Consider the following 18,929-nt stretch of genomic DNA (forward strand, 5'->3'; position numbering starts at 1 on the left):
TACCCCGACAGCAGCAGGAAGGAGGCAGGACCGTGGACACCCGCGACGTCCGCCCGATCGGCGTCAACACCTGGGTCTGGACGTCCCCGCTGACGGACACGGACCTGCCTCCCCTCCTGCACCGGATCGCCGGCATGGGCTTCGACGCCGTCGAGCTGCCCCTCGAGAACGTCGACGATCTGTCGGTGGCCGCGGTCCGCGACGTCCTGGCGCAGACCGGACTGAAACCGTACGTGGTGGGGGCCATGGCACCCGGCCGGGACCTCGTCGACGCCCCCGAGGCCACCGTCCGGAGCACTCAGCGGTACCTCCTGGGGTGCGTCGACCTCGCGGCCGGCATCGGCGCGCCCACGGTCTGCGGTCCCTTCTACGCGCAGACGGGCCGGCTCTGGCGCATGGACGACGCCCACCGCGCGCGGGCCTACGAGGAACTGCGCCGGAACCTCGCACCCGTGGTGGAGGCGGCCGTCCACGCCGGCGTCGTCCTGGGGATCGAACCGCTCAACCGGTACGAGACCTCCCTCATCAATACCGTGGGCCAGGCGCTCGAGGCGCTCGGCCCGCTCCTCGGCGACGGCGTGGGGCTGGCGCTGGACACCTACCACCTCAACATCGAGGAGCGGTCCACGCCCGATGCGATCCACAGGGCCGGCCGCCACCTCGTCCACCTCCAGGTGTGCGGCAACGACCGCGGTGCGCCCGGCGGGGACCAGACCGACTGGCCCGGCCTCTTCCAGGCACTGGACGACGTCCGGTACCGGGGCGCACTGAACATCGAGAGCTTCACCGCGGACAACGCCAGCATCGCCACGGCCGCGGCCATCTGGCGTCCCCTGGCAGCATCCCAGGACCGGTTGGCGGAGAATGGGTTGGCCTTCCTCCGCCGCCCGGACCCCGCCCCCGGGGCGCCCCCACCCCTCCGAGGAGTAACTCCATGACCACCGCACCCGCACCCGCCGACGCCCGGCCCGGCCCCCTCGGCGTCGCCATGATCGGCTACGCCTTCATGGGCAAGGCGCATTCGGCAGCCTGGCGGACGGTCGGCAGCCACTTCGACGTCCCCGACATCGCCCGGCGCGTCGTCGTCGGCCGCGACGCCGGGAGGGCCGCGGACGCGGCCGCACGGTACGGCTGGGAGGGCTCTGCGACCGACTGGCGCGAGGTGATCCACCGCGACGACGTCGACATCGTCGACATCTGCACCCCGGGATACCTGCACGCCGAGATCGCCATCGAGGCGCTGAGGGCCGGCAAGCACGTCCTGGTGGAGAAGCCCCTCGCCAACACGATCGCCGAGGGCACCGCGATGGTGGCCGCCGCGGCGGCTGCGAGGGCCGAAGGCGTCCAGTCCATGGTCGGCTTCAACTACCGGCGCGTACCCGCCCTGGCCCACGCGCGGACGCTCATCGCGGACGGCCGCCTGGGCGCCATCCGCCAGCTGCGCGTCGCCTACCTGCAGGACTGGCTCTCGGACCCCGAGTCCCCCATGACGTGGCGCCTGCGCCGGGAGACCGCCGGGTCGGGCGCCCTCGGCGACATCGCGTCCCACGCCCTCGACCAGGTGCAGTTCCTCACGGGCCAGGACGTCACCGAGGTCTCCGGGCGCCTACGGACCTTCGTGGAGCAGCGGCCCGGTGCGGGCGGGCCGGAGCCGGTGACTGTCGACGACGCCGCCTGGATCACCGCCGGACTCTCGGGGGGCGCCATCGCGACCGTCGAGGCCTCGCGCATGGCGACCGGGGTGAAGAACGGACTCCGCATCGAGGTGTTCGGCGAGCGCGGGGCCCTCCGCTTCGACCTCGAGAACCTCAACGAGCTGTGGTTCATGGAAACCTCCGGGCCGGCCACCGAGCAGGGCTTCCGCCGCATCCTGGTCACCGAACCCGGGCACCCCTACCTCGAGGGATGGTGGCCTCCGGGGCACATCATCGGGTGGGAGCACACGTTCACGCACCAGCTCCGTGACTTCCTCACCTCGATCCGGACGGGCGAGCCGCCCCAGCCGTCGTTCGAGACCGGCCTCCGGCTCCAGCGCGTCCTCGCCGCCGTCGAGGAGAGCGCAGGCGCCGGGAGCGCCGTCGTCCAGGTCGCTTCCGCCGCCCAGCACTAGACCACCCCCGATCCAAGGAGACCGCATGACCCGCAATTTCACCCTGTTCACCGGCCAGTGGGCCGATCTCCCCTTCGAGAAAGTCGCCGAGCTCGCCGGGCAGTGGGGCTATGACGGCCTCGAGATCGCCGTCTCCGGTGATCACCTCGACGCGTGGCGGTGGGACGACGACGCCTACATCCAGGACCGGCTCGACATCCTCGAGCGCAACGGGCTCAAGGTCTGGGCCATCTCCAACCACCTGAAGGGGCAGGCCGTCTGCGACGACCCCATCGACTTCCGCCACGAGGCGATCGTCGGCCCGACGGTATGGGGCGACGGCGACCCCGAGGGCGTGCGCCGTCGCGCCGCGGAGGAGATGAAGCTGACAGCCCGCCTCGCGAAGAAGCTCGGCGTGGACACCGTCGTCGGGTTCACCGGCTCCTCGATCTGGCAGTACGTGGCCATGTTCCCGCCGGTGCCGGCGAGCGTGATCGACGCCGGCTACCAGGACTTCGCGGACCGATGGAACCCCATCCTCGATGTCTTCGACGAGTGCGGCGTCCGCTTCGCCCACGAGGTGCACCCGTCGGAGATCGCCTACGACTACTGGTCCACGCGGCGCACGCTCGAGGCCATCGGCCACCGCCCCGCCTTCGGCCTGAACTGGGACCCGAGCCACTTCATGTGGCAGCAGATCGACCCCGTGGCGTTCATCTCGGACTTCAAGGACCGCATCTACCACGTGGACTGCAAGGACACGAAGATGCGCATGGGCGGGGGCCGCAACGGCATCCTCTCCTCCCACCTGCCCTGGGGCGACCCGCGGCGCGGCTGGGACTTCGTGTCCACCGGCCGCGGCGACGTGCCCTGGGAGGACAGCTTCCGGGCGCTGACCGCCATCGGTTACACCGGCCCCATCTCCGTCGAGTGGGAGGACGCCGGCATGGACCGGCTGCAGGGCGCGCCCGAGGCCCTCGCCTTCCTGAAGCGCTTCGACTTCGCGCCGTCGGAGACGTCCTTCGACGCGGCGTTCAGCCAGTAGCCCCCGGTCGGGGAGCCTCTCCGCCGGGTGGGGCTCCCCAGCAGTCCGCACCCGGCGCGATCGGTGTGATTCCGGCCATGTCGTAACCGTGCAGAAATGCGGGCGGAGTAGCCTTGAAGGCATGCATGAACTCCAGGCACGGATCATCGAGGAAATGGGCGTCAAACCCACCATCGACCCGGCGGCGGAAGTCCGCAGCAGGGTCGGCTTCCTGAAGGACTACGTCCGGTCCACGGGTACGCGCGGGTTCGTCCTCGGCATCAGCGGAGGGCTCGACTCCACCCTCGCGGGCAGGCTCGCGCAGCTCGCCGTCGACGAGCTGCGCTCCGAGGGCTCCGACGCCGATTTCATCGCGATGCGCCTCCCCTACAACGTCCAGAAGGACGAGGAGGACGCGCAGTCGGCCCTCGCCTTCATCCAGCCCCGCACCTCGATGGTGTTCAACGTGGCTCCCGCCGTCGACGGCATCCAGCAGGAGTACGCCGCGACGACCGGTGAACCCATCTCGGACTTCACCAAGGGCAACACCAAGGCGCGCGCCCGCATGATGGCGCAGTACGCCGTCGCCGGGCAGCACAACCTGCTCGTGATCGGCACGGACCACGGTGCGGAGTCCGTCACGGGCTTCTTCACCAAGTTCGGGGACGGCGGAGCCGACGTGCTGCCGCTCTTCGGGCTCAACAAGCGCCAGAACCGGGCTCTCCTCAAGGAACTGGGAGCGCCTGCATCCCTCTCCGACAAGATCCCGACGGCGGACCTGCTGGACGAGCTGCCCGGCCGCGCCGACGAGCACGAGCTCGGCCTCACGTACGAGCAGATCGACGACTACCTCGAGGGCCGCGAGGTCGACGCCGACGCCGCGAAGGCGATCGAGCACCGCTACTGGACCACACGGCACAAGCGCACCGTGCCGGTCACCATGTTCGACTCGTGGTGGCGGGAGTAAACAGCACCGTTGGTAACGTAGGGGGCGTGAAGATCGCCACCTGGAACGTCAATTCCCTCCGCGCCCGCGCCGACCGCGTCGAAGCCTGGCTGAACCGGTCCGACGTCGACGTCCTGGCCATCCAGGAAACCAAGTGCAAGGACGACAACTTCCCCTGGGAATTGTTCGAGAACAGCGGCTTCGAGGTGGCGCACTTCGGCCTCAGCCAGTGGAACGGCGTCGCGATCGCCTCACGCGTTGGGCTCGACGACGTCGAGCGGACCTTCCCCGGCCAGCCCGCCTTCGGCAAGCCGGGCGCCGAAGAGGTGCAGGAGGCCCGCGCCATCGCGGCGACCTGCGGAGGGGTGCGGGTCTGGAGCCTGTACGTGCCGAACGGGCGGGCGCTGGATGACCCGCACATGCCGTACAAGATCGACTGGCTGGACACCCTCCGGGGCCATGCGCAGCAGTGGCTCTCCGACGACCCCGACGCGCAGATCGCCCTGATGGGCGACTGGAACATCGCCCCGCAGGACGACGACGTCTGGGACATCGACCTGTTCGTCGACGGCGGCTACACCCACGTCAGCCCTGCGGAGCGCGCTGCATTCCAGGCCTTCCTGGACTCCGGCTTCGCCGATCTCGCACGCCCCTTCACCCCCGGCCCCGGCCTGTACACCTACTGGGACTACAAGCAGCTCCGCTTCCCGAAGAAGGAGGGGATGCGCATCGACTTCGTCCTCGGCTCCCCCGCCCTGGCCGCCCGTGCGACCGACGCCTTCGTGGACCGCGAGGAACGCAAGGGCAAGGGCGCCTCGGACCATGCCCCCGTCGTCGTGGAACTCAGCGGGCCGTGAGCCGCATGGGCCAGGTCGCCCGTCCGTTCCCGTACGTCTCCTACCTGCGCGTCTACGAGCCCCTCGACGCCTTCTCCGACGCGCAGCAGCTCGCGATCCTCGAACAGCGGGCGCGGGCGCGCGAACTGACCGAGGAGCTGGAACACGAGCAGTCGCTGCGGCGCATCCTGCGCACCGTCTCGGACCCCTTCCCGCACCACGAGTCGGACCTCGTGCGGGTCACCCACTTCCCCAGCCTGAACGGCACGACGACGCCCTACTACTGCCCCAACCAGCTCGCCGTCCGCACCACGCTCGCCGCCGAGTCCCTCGACCAGAGCCTGCGCGGCCCCCTCATCGACGTCCTCGTGCCGGAGATCGCGCGTGAAGCGCACCAGGCCCGCCTGGATCCGGACACCTTCGCGGATTCCGTCGCGAAGCTCTACACGCGGTCGGCGACCTGGGGCGTGCCCTTCGCCTGGTTCGCCCTCATCCACGAGGACGATCTCACCGAGGTCGTGGAGGACGAGGGGCGGGTCAGCACGGTCCGGATCACGGCGCGGATCGGGGACTGCATCGACCGCGGGCGCCGCTCGGTCGCGCAGTTGGCGGTCGGCGCCCCGGAGATGGATCTGCTCGACGAGCTCACGGAGATCATCGAGTGGCTCGAGATCTTCCGGCGGGACGCCATCGTCGAGGTCGACTACGGACCGGTCGCCGATCGCGTGTTCCCGGACGACTCCCCGATGGATGTCCGCCTGGGCATCGAGAGCCTCGCGGAGGCCGACATGATGGGCGCCGCCGCGTCCTACCGGCGCCTCGCGTCCCGGTGGATCCCGATCCGCCAGCTCGCCCGCGCCTCCTGACCCTGTTCCGTCGGCGGGCATGATCGCGGCGTCCTGATCGCGGCGTCGTGCACGCGTCCAGCGTCGACGGGGCAGGTCATGCGGCGTGTCCCGCCGGCGACACACCCTCCCGCCGAACGCGTGCGTGAAGCCCCGCAGCGGGGCGAGCGGCACGCTCAGGTGAGAATCGGCCCCGTGGACGCCCGCTCCACGAGCGTGTGCGGGCGCGGCGGCGGGTAGTCCGCCGGCTCGTTGCGCAGCAGCTCCCCGAGCAGGATGTCCGCCGCGTAGGCGCCCTGGTCCTCGGGATCCTGCCGGATGGTCGTCAGGCCCATCGGTTCGGAGAACTCGTGGTCGTCGATGCCGATCACCGACAGTTCGTCCGGCACGGCGACCCCGAGTTCCGCTGCGGCCTTCAGGACCCCGAACGCCATCTCGTCGGAGGAGCAGAACACCGCCGTCGGACGGTCCGCTGGATCGGCGAGCAGCATCAGCGCCGACGCGCGGGAGGTGACGAAGCGGAAATCCCCGTACGCGGACCAGTCCTCGCGCACCGTCAGCCCGTGGTCCGTCATGGTCTGCTGGAACGCCTGCTCCCGGAGGCGCGGCACCTCGAAGTCGATGTCGAAGGACCCGCCGCCCCGCATGTGCGCGATCCGCGTATGGCCGAGCCCGATCAGGTGCTCCACGGCGTCGCGCACCGCACGGGCGTCGTCGATCCCGACGTGCCGGACACCCTCGACCGCGCCGCCCACCACGATGTTCGGGTACTCCAGCTGCTGGACGGCCGTCCGCTCGTCCTCGGTGAGATGCATGCACATGACCAGCAGCGCGTCGATGCGCTTGCGGAGGATGGAGCGGTGGAACACCCGGTCCCGGTTCACGCCCGCGCCGCCGAGGCTGAACACGATGAGGTCGTACCCGGCCGCGCGCAGCTGACGGTCGACGCCCTCCAGCACGGCGGAGAAGTACCAGCGGTTGATCACCGGCACGAGCACGCCCATCGCCATGGTGCGGCCGGAGGCGAGGCCCGACGCGGCCGACGACGGGACGTAGCCGAGCCTCTTGGCGGTCGAGGTGACCCGCGCGCGTGTCTCCTCGGCGACGCCCGGCAGCCCGCGGAGCGCACGGGAGACCGTGGCCGTCGAGACCCCGAGGGATGCCGCGACGTCGTCGATGCTTGTCACTGTCAGCCCTTCAGGCCACCGGCCAGCAGGCCCCGCACGAAGTACCGCTGGAGCCCGAAGAACACGGCGAGCGGGATGATCATGGAGACGAAGGCCCCCGCGGTCAGCCGCTGCCACTCACCGCCGCGCGAGCCCTGGAGCTCGGCGAGCCGCTGGGTGATGGGCGCGACATCGGCTCCGCCGCCCGAGAACACGAGGGCCACGAGCAGATCGTTCCACAGCCACAGGAACTGGAAGATGCCGAAGGAAGCCAGGGCGGGCGTGGCGAGCGGGACGATGATGCGCCAGAAGATCGTGCTGTGACCGGCCCCGTCCACCCGGGCGGCCTCGATCACCTCTCCCGGGATCTCGGCGATGAAATTGTGGAGGAGGAAGATCGCGAGTGGCAGCCCGAAGATCGTGTGGGCGACCCACAGCTGCGCGTAGGTGCCGCTGGGCAGCAGCTGGAAGTCGCCGATCGTCAGGACCCGCGTGAAAAGCTGCAGGAGCGGGATGAGGGCCATCTGCAGGGGCACGATCTGCAGGGCGAAGACGAAGATGAAGAGCCCGTCCTTGCCCCGGAAGCGACCCCACGCGAACATGTAGGCCGCCATCGAGCCGAGGACCAGCGTGAAGATGGTCCCGGGGATCACGATCGCCAGGGAGTTGACGAAGTAGGACAGCAGGTTGGGCGACTGGCTTCCGCCGGGGCTGAGGACATCCGCGTAGTTCTCCAGCGTCAGCTGGCGGTCGGTGAAGACGTTCCACCACCCGTTGCCCTTGATGTCGTCCTCGGGCCGGAAGGACGAGATGAACAGACCGAAGGTCGGAATGGTCCAGATGACCGCGATGATGACGGCGGCTGCCGTCGCGGTGCGTGAGGTCAGACGCTGCCTGACCCGCTTCTGCATGGAGGTGCGACCCTGGGTGGCGTCGTCCTTGACGTCCGGCAGGAGGTCCTTGTTCTCGAGGGGGACGGTACTCATCGGATTTCCTTCTGCTTGCGGAGAAGCCGGGCGTTGTACACGACCACCGGCAGCACCATCAGGAAGAGGACCAGGGCCAGTGCGGCTCCGCGGCCCGGTTCACCCGCCCGGAAGGCCTGGGTGTACATCTCGTTGGCGACCACGGAGGTCTCGTACTGCCCCGCCGTCATGGTCCGCACGATGTCGAAGACCTTCAGCGTCCCGATCGTGATGGTCGTGACCACGACGATCAGCGAGCCGCGGATGGTGGGGATGGTGACGTTGCGGAACTGCTGCCACGCGCTGGCGCCGTCGAGCCGTGCGGCTTCCACGATCTCGGTCGGGATGCCCTTGATGGCGGCGGAGAGCACCACCATGGCGAAACCGGTCTGGATCCAGATCATGACGGCGATCAGGAAGAACGTGTTTTCGGGTGCGTCGAGGAGGAACTGCTTGGGTTCCCGGCCGAACCAGACGAGGATCTGGTTCATCAGGCCGATCTGGTCCTGCTCGGGGCCCTTGTACGCGTAGACGAACCGCCAGATGATGCCGGCACCGACGAAGGAGATCGCCATGGGCATGAAGACGAGTGCCTTGAGCGCCTTCTCCCCGCGTGCGCGGTCGATGAACACCGCGTAGGCCAGACCGATCGAGGACGCCAGCAGGGGGACGACGACGACCCAGATCACCGTGTTGCGCAGGGTGACCAACGCCTCGGGCTGGGTGAACATCCAGACGAAGTTGTCGAGGCCCACGAATTCGCCGTTGCGCCCGGTCAGGGAGAGGTACGAGGTCTGCAGTGCGGGGAACACGAGCCCGACGGCGAGCAGGATCAGGGCCGGCGCCAGGAAGCCGGCGATCTGGACCTTCTCACGCCCGGTCTTGGGGGCCCGGTCCACCACCAGCATGATGAGCCCGATGATCGCGGCGAAGACGGCGAGGCCCACCACCACCTGTAAACCTTTGTCTGCGATGTCTTCCACAGCCCAGCCTCCTGGCGTGCTTTCCGAACGTGAATGGGAGGCGGGCGGGGAGGCCGTGAGACACGGCCTCCCCGCTGCGCCGGGGGTCGGCGGGCACCCGGTGAGGATGCCCGCTGCTACCTGCCTAGGAAGCGGGCCAGCTGTCCTCGACCGTCTGCGTGACTTCCTCGGTGGAGGAGCCGTTCATCCAGTTGACGATGCCGGACCAGAAGGAGTTGGCGCCGACGGCCCCGGGCATCAGGTCGGATCCGTCGAAGCGGAAGACCGTCTCGGGGTCCTGCAGCAGCTCGATGGACTGGCGGTCGAGATCCGACTGCGCGACCTCGGGATCGAGCCCCTTGTTGGCGCTGACGTTTCCGCCCAGAGCCACTCGGGTATTGGCGAACTCGGCGCTTGCCAGGTAGGCCTGGAGTGCCTGCACCTCGGGACGATCGGCATAGGCTCCAACGAACTCGCCACCGCCGGTGACCGCCGTGCCCGCGGCAGGATCGATCGGCGGTGTCATGAAGGCCCAGACGTCGCCGTCCTCGGCGACGTTGGTTCCCTCGGGCCAGTTCGCGGCCTGGAAGGATGCCTGGTGGTGCATGGCGCACTGGCCGTCGAGGACGGGCTGGCCGGCCTCGGGGAACGGCGTCGAGAGGATCGACCGGACGTCGCCGAAGCCGCCGTTGACGTACTCGTCGTTCTTCAGGATGTCGCCCACGCGGTCGAAGGAGTCGACGATCTTGGGATCGTTGAACGGGATCTCGTGCGCGACCCACTGGTCGTACACCTCGGGGCCGTGCTCGCGCAGGACGGCGTCCTCCACCCAGTCGGTGCCCGGCCATCCGGTGGCCTCACCGGACTCGAAGCCGGCACACCAGGGCTTCATCTCGCCCTCTCCGGCGATCTTCTCGGTCAGCTCGGTCATCTCGTCCCAGGTGGTGGGGACGTCCCAGCCCTTCTCCTCGAATGTGGCCGGCACGTACCAGACGTAGCCCTTGACGTTGGCGAGCATCGGGGCCGCGTAGAAGGTGCCGTCCACGGTGCCGTAGTTCCTCCAGTCCTCCGACCAGCCCTCGTCGACGAGGTCGGAGACCTCCTGGGGTGCGGGTTTCAGGAATCCGCCCCGCGCCTGAGCTGCAAGCAGGCCGGGCTGCGGGAAGATCGCGAGGTCGGGAGCGGTGCCCCCCTGCGCCCGCACGCCGATCTGCGTCTCGAACTCCTTGGAGCCCTCGTACGCCACCTCGACGCCGGTGCACTCGGAGAAGTCCGCCCAGGACTCCTCGAGCCGCTCGGCCTCGATGTCGACGATCGTGGAGTACACGCTGACCTCGGCGTTGTCGAAGGTCCCGTAGGACTCGTAGGCGGCGCAGTCCGCGTCACCCGATCCTCCCGCGCTGTCCGAACCTTCCGAACCACAGCCGGCGAGAGCGAGAAGGGAAACACTGAGTGCTGCAACGGGCAGCGCGAATTTCCGTGAGCGAATAGTCGCCATTGAAACAGACTCCTTTGTCTGGCGGTACGTCTACGAAGGGGCTGCGGCTGGACGCGCCTGCGACCCGAGGAAGTGCCGCCTCACTGATTGGTATCGCCACAGTAAGCGCTTACATCACGCGTCACAAGCACGGGAGACGCGTCAGTGCTTTCGATACCGAATCGTGACACGCCTCACTGTTCAGGCGACGCGGTCGGAGCGTGAGAAACGGACCCGCGCTCCGGAACCGATGCTGATCAACACCGGAGGGCGGTGGCCCGTGACCCGGTCCAGAGCCTCGACGAGGCGGGAGACGTCAGCGGCGACCGCGTACGCGGGCACGCCCCTGCGGGGGAGCACCCGGACACGCAGTCCCGGGACGCCCCGGACCACCCAGGTGCTCACGGAGGCGCCGGCGAGATCCGGCCGCTCCAGGAGAGCGGACCTCAGTGCCTGCTCGGCGGCCGCGGCGGTGATCGTCACCGTCCCTGCCGCAGCAGGGTCCCCGGTATCGCGGGGGCGCGCATGGCGGCGACGGCCGGCCACAGGGTCCTCCATGGACGCGAAGATGCCGGTGCGTCCCCTGCCCTGCGCGGCGATCCAGAGGACGAGCAGCGCGATCAGCAGCAGCAGGACCGCAGCCAGCGCCAGCCACAACCAGGTGTCTGCCTGCCCGGCGAGGGTCGTCCGCATCCGGAGGTCGTCGACAGCCCTGCCGGCCCGCGGCGCCGACGCGCTCCACCAGGCGGCGACGGCGGGCAGGGTCAGGAGCCCGAGCCCGGCGGCACCCGCGGTGAGGGCCAGGATCCCGACGACGGCGAGCAGCGCGCGGTTGAGCAGCCGCGGAGTCGTGTTCATTGCCCGATCACCCCCGAGTCGGCCACGCGGACGGCGATCCGCGGTCCGGGTTCGACCCCCGACCGCCGGAGATCGTCGGCGACCGCCGCACGGACCGCGTCTGCGTCGACCGGCACCCCCGACGTCGGGCGGATCTGCACCAGAACGGAGGTGCGTGCCACCGTGACGACGACCTGGTCGGGCCCCACCCCTGCGGCTGTGCGTGCCCTGCGGGCGAGCGAGGACGCCACGACCTCGGCGTCGACGACGACGGCGGCGCGCCCGTCCGGGATGGCGAAGCGGGCCCGCCTGCCCGGCAGCACGGCGAGCAGGACCAGCAGCGAGCCGGCGACGAGCAGGAGGACGGAGCCTGCCCCGAGCACGGTGGCGGGCACGCCGTCGGGCAGGGTGCCGAGCCGCGCGGCCGCTGCCTCCAGGTCGAGGAGGAACGGCTCGTCCCCTACGGCCTTCAGGACGGCCTCGAACAGCAGGACGAGGCAGCCCGCCACCAGCAGGACCGCCGTCACCACCGAGGCGACGGCGCGGGACGAGTACAGCTCGCGGCGGACGAGGCGCGCGGTGTTCGACGGCGTCGACCGGTGGAGTGGATCGCCGTTCACAGGACCCGCGCCCCCCTGGTGACGGTGCTGCCGATGATGCGGATGTCGACCCGGCTCAGCCGGGCACCCGTGAGCTGCTGCACCCGTTCGAGGATGGGCGATCGGGCGGCGTCCGCACGTGCCTGCAGCGGGCCGCCGAACACCGCGACGACGTCGGGGTCCTCGACCACGCGGGCGAGCGGCGGCACGGGCAGGGGCAGGGCGAGGAGGAGGGCGAGGAGGCCGCGGTCGTCGGAGAAGGAGGCACGGATCTGCGCCGTCGGGACCCCGAGCACGTCGGCCGCAACGGCCCGTGCCGTGCTCGTGAGCGCCTGCGTGGTGATGCGGTTGTGTCCGGCGGGCGGCGGCCCGACAGGCACCCCGGGAAGGACCGTCCCCGGGTGGCTGTGCTGGGGGCGGACCGGGACCGACTCGGTGGTCACGACGACGAGCGTCGGCCGGTCAGGGCGTCGAAGACGCCGCGCAGGTCGAGCTTGCCCTCGATGGTGCGCCCGACGACGGCACCGCACAGCACCAGGACCAGGGTGAGGAGGAAGCCCCAGAAGCCGAAGACCAGTGCCGCGAAGGCGAGGACCGCTCCGGCGGCCATGCCGACGATGGTGGGATTCATGGGTGCCTCACTCGACCGGCTGCTGGATCTGGGTGGAACCCGCGGGACGGACGCGCTCCGCGGTCCTCGGTTCAGCCGGCGGCGGCAGGTGCACGTCGAGGACCTCGACATTCACCTCGATGACCTCGAGCCCGACGAGCTCGGTGAGGGCCTGGTAGACGGCAGCGCGGACGGCGTCGGCGAGCGCATTCAGCGCGAATCCGTAGGAGGCGACGAGGCTGACGTCGACGGCGAGCTGCGTCTGGCCGACCTCCACCTTGACGCCGTGGGAGAGGTCGTTGGCGCCGACGGCGTCGCGGATGGCACCGAGGGCGCGGCCGCCGCCGGGGCCGAGCGCGTGGACGCCCGGAACGGAGCGGGCCGCGATGGCGGCGATCTTCACCGCCGCAGCATCACCGATCACGGTCCTCCCGGCCGGCGGATCCTGGGGGACGGGCAGTGGCCTGGCCATGGGTTGGTCGATCATCGGAGAACGCCCCTTTCGCTTGTGCCCAGCGTAAGCCACGACGTCCCCGGGCAGGGCCCGCGGACGCGCCCGGCGGCGGCGCCCGCCCCGTCAGGACTGCGCGCAGTGCTTCCCGAGCCAGTCCTGCACCGGCACCATGGCCCGCCGGAACGCCTCCTCGTCGAACGTGCCCGAGCCGCGGGGCGGCGCCTCCACGGAGAGCGCGAGCGTGGTGAAGTCGTCGTGGAGGTCGGAGGGCACCCTGTCGCGGAGGTCGAGGATCTGCTGCTCGAGAGCCCGCAGCTCGCCGGGGTCGGAGGTGGAACGAAGGGTCAGGGGTGCGAGCATGGCGGTGGTGACCCCGCCGGCGACCATGACACAGTGGTCGGACGCCTCGGGGGCCGCGTCCTCCGCCCCGGCGGCGCCGTCGGGCCCGGCCTCCTGTGATTCGTCGGGCGCGCTGTGCTGCGGGGACGGGCTGGCAGGCATCGTGAGCATCGTCTGGGCCGGCGTCGGGTCACCCACGCCGCAGCCGGACAGGGCCAGCGCGACGGCGCACAGCCCGGCAGCGGAGTACAGGTGTCTCACGGGTGCCCCTTCGTCTCGGTGGGATGCCGGAGGTCCACGCTCGATGGACCCGGAACTTCCCCGGATGGTTTCCCCCACACCCTGGCCCGGCAGGGACGCCCGCGCACGGCCAGGCCGGGCACGAGTGGCCCGGCCTGACCGTAATGCTACGGGCAGAACCCCGGGGTTGGCTGGGAAGAGGGCAGACGAGAAAACCCCGCGTTCCGTGGGGAACTGCGGGGTTTCAGCGGTGGCTCCGACCGGCGTCGATCCGGTGACCTTTCGATTTTCAGTCGAACGCTCTACCAACTGAGCTACAGAGCCTTGCGACCATCGTACCGATGATCACCGTATCCAGCCCGGCCGGCTTCCCCGGGGGGATCCGGCCGCCTGAGCGACCCTGACGGGACTTGAACCCGCGACCTCCGCCGTGACAGGGCGGCGCGCTAACCAACTGCGCTACAGGGCCTTGCTATTCTCACTTGCTGCTTTTGCAAGAGTTCCAGCCTACCAGCACTTTTCGCTCCGGTTGACCGCCCGTGAGGGTGCCTCTTGCGTACCCCCAACGGGATTCGAACCCGTGTCGCCGCCGTGAAAGGGCGGTGTCCTAGGCCACTAGACGATGGGGGCCAGGACCACGGTTCGGGCTCCTGCGACCTTCCGGAGATCGAGCATTTCCGGCGGATCATTCCCTGTCGTGGACCTATAGAACTATAGAGGCATATCCCCCGTTCCACAAAATCACCGACCGTCGCCGGGGTCGGTAGGATCGGGGCGTGCCGTTCGGGATCTCACGTCAGGACTTCGAGGACGCCGTCGACGACGCCATCGACCGCATCCCCGACGAGCTCGCGCGCGCCATGGACAACGTAGCGATCTTCGTGGTGGAGGAGTACGAGCCGCATCCGGGCGAGCCCGCCGACACGGAACTGCTGGGCCTGTACGAGGGCACGCCCCTGACCGAACGGGACTCCTGGTGGGAGGCCGGCTCCCTGCCCGACCGCATCAGCATCTTCCGCGGGCCCCTCATGCGCCTGTGCGACTCCCGCGAGGAGCTCGTCGAGGAGATCACGGTGACCGTGGTCCACGAGATCGCGCACCACTTCGGGATCGACGACGATCGGCTGCACCAGCTCGGGTGGGGCTGACGCGGCGGAGGCCCGGGACGGACGGGTCAGCCGGCCTGCGGCACCATCGGGCCGAACGAGCTGCGGTCCTCGAGCCGGGGGTCGGGCCGGTCAGGGACGACCAGCACCGGACCGCGGGCGTGATGCAGGACGCCCTGGCTCGTCGATCCCATGAGCATGCCGGCGAATCCCCCGCGCCCGCGCGTCCCCACCACCAGCAGCTCCGACGTCGCCGACGCCTCTATGAGCACCTCGGCGGGGGGCCCGTCCACCAGGTCCACCCTGATGTCGACGTCGGGGTAGTGGCTCTGCAGCCAGTCGCGGCCGGCGGCGAGCTGGACGGCGAGGTCCGCGTGCAGCGCCGTCCGGTCCACCGGCGCGGGGACCCACGCGAGCGAGCCGTTGAACGGTGCCACGGAACAGATGACCCGAAGCGGCAGCCTCCTGGACCGGGCTTCCTCCGCCGCCGCGAGCGAGGCGGTGCGGGCCTGTTCGGAACCGTCGACGCCGACCACCACCACGGGCTCCACGGCGGGGACCACCCTGTCCCGGTCCTTCCCCTGCTTCCTGCCGAGCTCCGGGTGGCCGAGCCGGACGCCCGTGCAGACGGGGATGACCGCCGTCGGGCACTTGGCGTGGGCCGGCAGCGCGCTGCTGACGGAGCCGAGCAGGCGGCCGACGAACCCGCCCCGGCCACGCGACCCCACCACCATCAGTTCGGCTTCCTCCGAGAGGTCGAGGAGCACGCCGGCGGCGTCACCGGACTCGACCCGCGGATGCACCTCCAGCGGCATGCCGTCCAGCCGGCCCACGGCCTCGTCGAGGACTGCCTGCGCGCTCTCACGGATGACCTCGTCGTCCACCGTGGCGTAGCCGGCGTCCATGCTCGATGCCGCGAAGACCGGCACCGTGTAGGCGGTCACGACGTAGAGCGGGGTGCCGCGCCGTTCGGCCTCACGCGCGGCCCAGAGCAGGGCGCAGGTGCTCTGATCGGAACCGTCCACACCGACGACGATCCCGTGCCGGGCCGGCGCCTGTGGCGGGCCCCCTGTGTTCTCGCTGCTCACGGCAGGCCTCCCTCGGTCGGACCCGTGACCGCCGAAAGCGGCCGGTCCCCCATTTGTAGCGCACGAGGAATGATCGGTCTATCCACGGTCCCAAATGTTATATAGGCTGCGAGGACCCGTCGCGGGGCCCGCCTGGCAGGTGGGGTATCCCGCACGCAGTGCTCTTGGTTGACCCGTTCGCAGCCAAGAGTCCGTACGGCCCGGAAGAGGCGCCGGGCCGTGCGGAAATCATGCTTCGTGTGGAGGTAACCCGGTGGATCCCTTGCCGCTCGACCCGGTCCGCTCTGCGTCCGCGTCCGCATCCGCGGTGGCCGAGCAGACGAGCACCGTCGTCATCGGCTCCGGGCTGTCCGGCCTCGCCGTCGCCAGTGAACTCAGCCGGCGCGGCATCGACGCCATCGTCGTCGAGAGCCTCGAGTGCTTCGACTCCGGGCCCTTGCGCACCGTCATGACGGACTCCCTCTCGCTCTCCGAGCGCACCGAGCTGATGCGGCTCCTCCGCGGTTATGCGACCGCCCACCACCTCGACGTCCGGCAGACCACCGTGGCCGAACAGCTCTGCATGATCGGCCACCCCCAGCTCATCAAGGCTCCGATGGGCCGCAAGAAGTGGGCCGTGCAGACGGCCGACGGGGTCCTCCTCGCAGACCACGTGGTCCTCACGAAATTCCCGCAGAACGAGCTGCGCCGGTTCCTGCGCTCGATGGGCATCGCGATCGGCCGCGACGTGAAGGAGACCCTGCGCGCGATCGGCCTGTACCTCGTGGGGGTGGGTGAGCTGCTGACGCCCACCACGCGGGAGATCATCCGCCAGGCGAAACTGGTCAGCGACGCCATCGACACGCAGGGACCGCCCGCCCTGAATCGCGTCGCAGCACCCCGCGTGGCGATCTCGCCTCTATAAGGGGGGGGTGCAGGAAGGGGTGCCGGAAGGGGGCCGCCGACCGGGCGTCCGCACACCCGGGCCGCCAGGGTGCAGGCGGCGGCCGGGCCGCGTGCCTGCCGGCGTCTACCGGCCGGCGCCGAGCCGCTTCCGCGCCGTGACCCCGAGCGCGACGGCGATGGCCACGAGCGCTGCGACCATCAGGATGATGCTCCAGGGGATGTCGCCTGCGCCGGCCTCCCGGGTCACGTCGCCCTGATCGTCCCGGACGTCCAGGGGTCCGGCCGTACCCGCGGTGTCCGGCACCGTCGTCCCGCCCTGGCGGGTGGTGAAGGCGAAGGAGCCCTCGATGGGATGGGAATCGGCGCTGACCACGCGCCAGTTGACGGTGTAGGCGCCGGCGGGAGCACCCGGGCGCAGCGGCTGGGTGGCGGAGCGGTCGACGATCTTCGCGGGGCCGTCGGCCCAGTCCACCCCGGATTCGTCCAGGACCTGGATCTGCGCCCCGATCCCGGACGGGACGTTGGAGAAGCCGAGTTCCAGGCTCGGCGGCAGCACGTCCACCGTGGCACCCTCCGCGGGATCGGTCCCGGTCAGTTCGTCGTGCGCGGTCGCTGCGCCGCCGGCCCCCAGGAGCAGGGCGAACGCGAGCAGGACGGCGGGGACGAGCACGGCGATGGGCCGGGCAGGACGACGGCGGGCGGTCGCCGCCGACCGGGAGGGCAGGAGGAAAAGGGCAGACATGCCTCCACCCTACGGGGCGTCCCTGAGGGGGCGCTGGGACGCCGCACTCCCCGGGGCGCCCGTCATGAAAGAGGCCGCGCCGGGACGCCGGGATAGAATCTCCCCGACCCGCCCCTTCCCCCTAGGACCATCATGCTCAAAACCGGTTCCGCGCTGGATCGCTACTTCCACATCACGCAGCGGGGGTCGTCCGTCTCCCGCGAGGTCCGGGGCGGACTCGCCACCTTCTTCGCCATGAGCTACATCGTGGTGCTCAACCCGCTCATCCTCGCCGGCGCCGATTCCTCGGGCGGCGAGCTCGGGTTCGAGCGCGTGGCAGCGGTGACCGCGCTCGTGGCCGGCATCCTGACCATCGTCATGGGCGCGTGGGCCAAGTACCCCTTCGCCCTCGCCACGGGTCTCGGCGTCAACGCGTTCGTCGCCATCACCGTCGCGACCAACCCGGGCCTGACCTGGCCGGACATCATGGGCCTGGTCATGCTCGCGGGCCTGACCATGCTCGTGCTGGTCCTGACCGGATTCCGCACGGCGGTCTTCAACGCCGTGCCCGAGAGCCTGAAGACGGCGATCGTCGTGGGCATCGGCCTGTTCATCGCGCTGATCGGCCTGGTCAACGCAGGCTTCGTACGCCGCATCCCCGACGTCGCCGGCACCACCGTGCCCGTGGGACTCGGCTTCGGCGGGGTCCTCATCGGGTGGCCCACCCTGGTGTTCGTCTTCGGCCTGATCCTGACGATCGCCCTGGTGGTCCGCAGGGTGCGCGGGGCCATCCTCATCGGCGTGCTCGCCGCGACGGTCCTCGCCGTCGTCCTCGAAGCCGTCTTCGACGTGGGCGCCAGCTTCACGCCGGGCCAGGAGCCGAACCCCGCCGGCTGGTCGCTCGTGGTCCCCGAACTCCCGACCGGCTCGTGGGTCGGAGCCCCCGACCTCAGCCTCATCGGCAACGTCAGCCTCTTCGGCGCCTTCGGGCATCTCGGGGCGACCGCCGCGGTGCTGCTGACCTTCACCATCCTCCTGAGCATCTTCTTCGACGCCATGGGCACGATGGTGGGCCTCGCGAACGAGGCGAAGCTCGTCGACGCCAGGGGGAACATCCCCGGCGTGAACCGTGTCCTCGTGATCGACGCCCTCGGGGCCGTGGCCGGCGGCGCCGGCTCGGTCTCCTCGAACCAGATCTACGTCGAGTCCGGGGCGGGCATCGGCGAAGGAGCCCGCACGGGCCTGGCCAACGTCGTGACGGGCGTGCTGTTCCTCCTGGCGATGTTCTTCACCCCGCTCATCAGCCTCGTGCCGTTCGAGGCCGTGGCACCGGCCCTCGTGGTGGTGGGCTTCATGATGGTCTCCCAGGTGGGACGCATCGACTTCGACGACTGGGGCATCGCGATCCCCGCGTTCCTCACCTTCACCCTGATGCCGTTCACCTACTCGATCGCCAACGGCCTCGGCGCCGGCTTCATCGCGTTCGTGCTGATCCGCGCCATCCAGGGACGCGGCCGCGAGGTGCACCCCCTGATGTGGGCCGTGGCGGCGGCGTTCGTGGTGTTCTTCGGCATCGGGCCGATCGAGGAGATCCTCGGCGTCTGACCCGGCCCGGCGACGGCCGTCGGGTCCGTCGCGGTGCCCGACTCCCCCACCGATCGCACCCGTCCGGTGGGAATGATCGGACAATCCCACCGGACGGGCGCTACTGCTGGGCGGAACGGGCGACGACGCCGGGGC

Annotated in this window: 21 protein-coding genes and 3 tRNA genes; 9 read left to right on the forward strand and 15 right to left on the reverse strand. The window is 70.3% G+C overall.

What is annotated here, in order from left to right; translation table 11 throughout:
• Positions 1-32 precede the first annotated feature (32 nt).
• From ACX80P_RS13885 to ACX80P_RS13910, 6 genes are all read left to right on the forward strand, one after another.
• Positions 33-938: a sugar phosphate isomerase/epimerase family protein gene (locus ACX80P_RS13885; RefSeq protein WP_459278693.1), complete on the forward strand. Its 906-nt coding sequence runs from the start codon at positions 33-35 to the stop codon at positions 936-938.
• The gene (locus tag ACX80P_RS13890; protein WP_459278694.1) at positions 935-2,110 is read left to right on the forward strand and encodes a Gfo/Idh/MocA family protein; all 1,176 of its coding nucleotides are present in this window, start codon (positions 935-937) and stop codon (positions 2,108-2,110) included. The genes ACX80P_RS13885 and ACX80P_RS13890 overlap by 4 nt, the downstream gene beginning before the upstream one ends.
• Positions 2,111-2,135: 25 nt before the next feature.
• A complete protein-coding gene (locus ACX80P_RS13895; protein WP_459278695.1) occupies positions 2,136-3,134 on the forward strand; it encodes a sugar phosphate isomerase/epimerase family protein in 999 nt (332 codons plus the stop codon).
• A 121-nt stretch (positions 3,135-3,255) separates the two neighbouring features.
• Complete coding sequence (nadE, locus tag ACX80P_RS13900) at positions 3,256-4,080, forward strand: NAD(+) synthase (RefSeq protein WP_459278696.1); 825 nt, start codon at positions 3,256-3,258, stop codon at positions 4,078-4,080.
• 26 nt (positions 4,081-4,106) lie between these two features.
• Entirely contained in the window at positions 4,107-4,916 is an 810-nt protein-coding gene (locus tag ACX80P_RS13905; RefSeq protein WP_459278697.1) for an exodeoxyribonuclease III, read from the forward strand.
• A gap of 5 nt (positions 4,917-4,921) precedes the next feature.
• Positions 4,922-5,761: a DUF8083 family protein gene (locus ACX80P_RS13910; protein ID WP_459278747.1), complete on the forward strand. Its 840-nt coding sequence runs from the start codon at positions 4,922-4,924 to the stop codon at positions 5,759-5,761.
• Between the two features lie 155 nt (positions 5,762-5,916).
• Here ACX80P_RS13910 and ACX80P_RS13915 read toward each other — a convergent pair whose 3' ends face one another.
• From ACX80P_RS13915 to ACX80P_RS13975, 13 genes are all read right to left on the reverse strand, one after another.
• Positions 5,917-6,927 carry a LacI family DNA-binding transcriptional regulator gene (locus ACX80P_RS13915; RefSeq protein WP_459278698.1) on the reverse strand — a complete coding sequence of 337 codons (1,011 nt, stop codon included), beginning with the start codon at positions 6,925-6,927 and terminating at the stop codon, positions 5,917-5,919.
• Positions 6,928-6,929: 2 nt separating this feature from the next.
• Positions 6,930-7,817, reverse strand: coding sequence for a carbohydrate ABC transporter permease (locus ACX80P_RS13920; protein WP_459278748.1), 888 nt, complete (start codon positions 7,815-7,817; stop codon positions 6,930-6,932).
• A 71-nt stretch (positions 7,818-7,888) separates the two neighbouring features.
• On the reverse strand, positions 7,889-8,854 hold the full coding sequence (locus ACX80P_RS13925; RefSeq protein WP_459278699.1) for a carbohydrate ABC transporter permease: 966 nt from the start codon (positions 8,852-8,854) through the stop codon (positions 7,889-7,891).
• A gap of 124 nt (positions 8,855-8,978) precedes the next feature.
• Positions 8,979-10,331 (reverse strand): ABC transporter substrate-binding protein, encoded by a 1,353-nt coding sequence (locus ACX80P_RS13930; protein ID WP_459278700.1) that lies wholly within the window; start codon positions 10,329-10,331, stop codon positions 8,979-8,981.
• A gap of 180 nt (positions 10,332-10,511) precedes the next feature.
• Entirely contained in the window at positions 10,512-11,168 is a 657-nt protein-coding gene (locus tag ACX80P_RS13935; protein ID WP_459278701.1) for a hypothetical protein, read from the reverse strand.
• Positions 11,165-11,767, reverse strand: a complete 603-nt coding sequence (locus tag ACX80P_RS13940) for a DUF6286 domain-containing protein (RefSeq protein ID WP_459278702.1) — start codon at positions 11,765-11,767, stop codon at positions 11,165-11,167. The genes ACX80P_RS13935 and ACX80P_RS13940 overlap by 4 nt, the downstream gene beginning before the upstream one ends.
• The gene (locus ACX80P_RS13945; protein WP_459278749.1) at positions 11,764-12,126 is read right to left on the reverse strand and encodes a hypothetical protein; all 363 of its coding nucleotides are present in this window, start codon (positions 12,124-12,126) and stop codon (positions 11,764-11,766) included. Before ACX80P_RS13945 ends, ACX80P_RS13940 begins: the two co-directional genes overlap by 4 nt.
• Positions 12,127-12,185: 59 nt before the next feature.
• A complete protein-coding gene (locus tag ACX80P_RS13950; RefSeq protein ID WP_459278703.1) occupies positions 12,186-12,377 on the reverse strand; it encodes a DUF2273 domain-containing protein in 192 nt (63 codons plus the stop codon).
• 7 nt (positions 12,378-12,384) lie between these two features.
• The gene (locus ACX80P_RS13955) at positions 12,385-12,843 is read right to left on the reverse strand and encodes an Asp23/Gls24 family envelope stress response protein (RefSeq protein ID WP_459278704.1); all 459 of its coding nucleotides are present in this window, start codon (positions 12,841-12,843) and stop codon (positions 12,385-12,387) included.
• 90 nt (positions 12,844-12,933) lie between these two features.
• Positions 12,934-13,410, reverse strand: coding sequence for a hypothetical protein (locus ACX80P_RS13960; protein ID WP_459278705.1), 477 nt, complete (start codon positions 13,408-13,410; stop codon positions 12,934-12,936).
• Positions 13,411-13,640: 230 nt separating this feature from the next.
• A tRNA-Phe gene (locus ACX80P_RS13965) sits at positions 13,641-13,713 on the reverse strand.
• Positions 13,714-13,784: 71 nt separating this feature from the next.
• Positions 13,785-13,858 (reverse strand) — tRNA-Asp (locus ACX80P_RS13970).
• Between the two features lie 88 nt (positions 13,859-13,946).
• Positions 13,947-14,019, reverse strand: a tRNA-Glu gene (locus ACX80P_RS13975).
• A gap of 146 nt (positions 14,020-14,165) precedes the next feature.
• On the opposite strand from ACX80P_RS13975, the gene ACX80P_RS13980 reads away from it, so the two are divergent.
• Positions 14,166-14,537, forward strand: coding sequence for a metallopeptidase family protein (locus ACX80P_RS13980; RefSeq protein WP_459278706.1), 372 nt, complete (start codon positions 14,166-14,168; stop codon positions 14,535-14,537).
• Positions 14,538-14,563: 26 nt separating this feature from the next.
• Here the strand turns inward: ACX80P_RS13980 and ACX80P_RS13985 are convergent, their stop codons facing one another.
• On the reverse strand, positions 14,564-15,583 hold the full coding sequence (locus ACX80P_RS13985) for a universal stress protein (protein WP_459278707.1): 1,020 nt from the start codon (positions 15,581-15,583) through the stop codon (positions 14,564-14,566).
• A 253-nt stretch (positions 15,584-15,836) separates the two neighbouring features.
• On the opposite strand from ACX80P_RS13985, the gene ACX80P_RS13990 reads away from it, so the two are divergent.
• Positions 15,837-16,487: an FAD-dependent monooxygenase gene (locus ACX80P_RS13990; RefSeq protein ID WP_459278708.1), complete on the forward strand. Its 651-nt coding sequence runs from the start codon at positions 15,837-15,839 to the stop codon at positions 16,485-16,487.
• Between the two features lie 105 nt (positions 16,488-16,592).
• Here the strand turns inward: ACX80P_RS13990 and ACX80P_RS13995 are convergent, their stop codons facing one another.
• A complete protein-coding gene (locus tag ACX80P_RS13995; protein ID WP_459278709.1) occupies positions 16,593-17,210 on the reverse strand; it encodes a copper resistance CopC family protein in 618 nt (205 codons plus the stop codon).
• 132 nt (positions 17,211-17,342) lie between these two features.
• Between ACX80P_RS13995 and ACX80P_RS14000 the strand changes: the two genes are divergently transcribed.
• On the forward strand, positions 17,343-18,794 hold the full coding sequence (locus ACX80P_RS14000) for an NCS2 family permease (RefSeq protein WP_459278710.1): 1,452 nt from the start codon (positions 17,343-17,345) through the stop codon (positions 18,792-18,794).
• Positions 18,795-18,929: the final 135 nt, after the last annotated feature.

This window comes from Arthrobacter arabinosi (assembly GCF_054511115.1).

What these genes read in the sequence shown, in the direction of transcription:
- ACX80P_RS13950 (WP_459278703.1), bottom strand. Translation starts at nt 12,377, where the DNA reads ATGAATCCCACCATCGTCGGCATGGCCGCCGGAGCGGTCCTCGCCTTC.
- ACX80P_RS13920 (WP_459278748.1), bottom strand. Translation starts at nt 7,817, where the DNA reads ATGCAGAAGCGGGTCAGGCAGCGTCTGACCTCACGCACCGCGACGGCA.
- ACX80P_RS13895 (WP_459278695.1), top strand. Translation starts at nt 2,136, where the DNA reads ATGACCCGCAATTTCACCCTGTTCACCGGCCAGTGGGCCGATCTCCCC.
- nadE (WP_459278696.1), top strand. Translation starts at nt 3,256, where the DNA reads ATGCATGAACTCCAGGCACGGATCATCGAGGAAATGGGCGTCAAACCC.
- ACX80P_RS13995 (WP_459278709.1), bottom strand. Translation starts at nt 17,210, where the DNA reads ATGTCTGCCCTTTTCCTCCTGCCCTCCCGGTCGGCGGCGACCGCCCGC.
- ACX80P_RS14000 (WP_459278710.1), top strand. Translation starts at nt 17,343, where the DNA reads ATGCTCAAAACCGGTTCCGCGCTGGATCGCTACTTCCACATCACGCAG.
- ACX80P_RS13910 (WP_459278747.1), top strand. Translation starts at nt 4,922, where the DNA reads ATGGGCCAGGTCGCCCGTCCGTTCCCGTACGTCTCCTACCTGCGCGTC.
- ACX80P_RS13930 (WP_459278700.1), bottom strand. Translation starts at nt 10,331, where the DNA reads ATGGCGACTATTCGCTCACGGAAATTCGCGCTGCCCGTTGCAGCACTC.
- ACX80P_RS13935 (WP_459278701.1), bottom strand. Translation starts at nt 11,168, where the DNA reads ATGAACACGACTCCGCGGCTGCTCAACCGCGCGCTGCTCGCCGTCGTC.
- ACX80P_RS13890 (WP_459278694.1), top strand. Translation starts at nt 935, where the DNA reads ATGACCACCGCACCCGCACCCGCCGACGCCCGGCCCGGCCCCCTCGGC.
- ACX80P_RS13955 (WP_459278704.1), bottom strand. Translation starts at nt 12,843, where the DNA reads ATGATCGACCAACCCATGGCCAGGCCACTGCCCGTCCCCCAGGATCCG.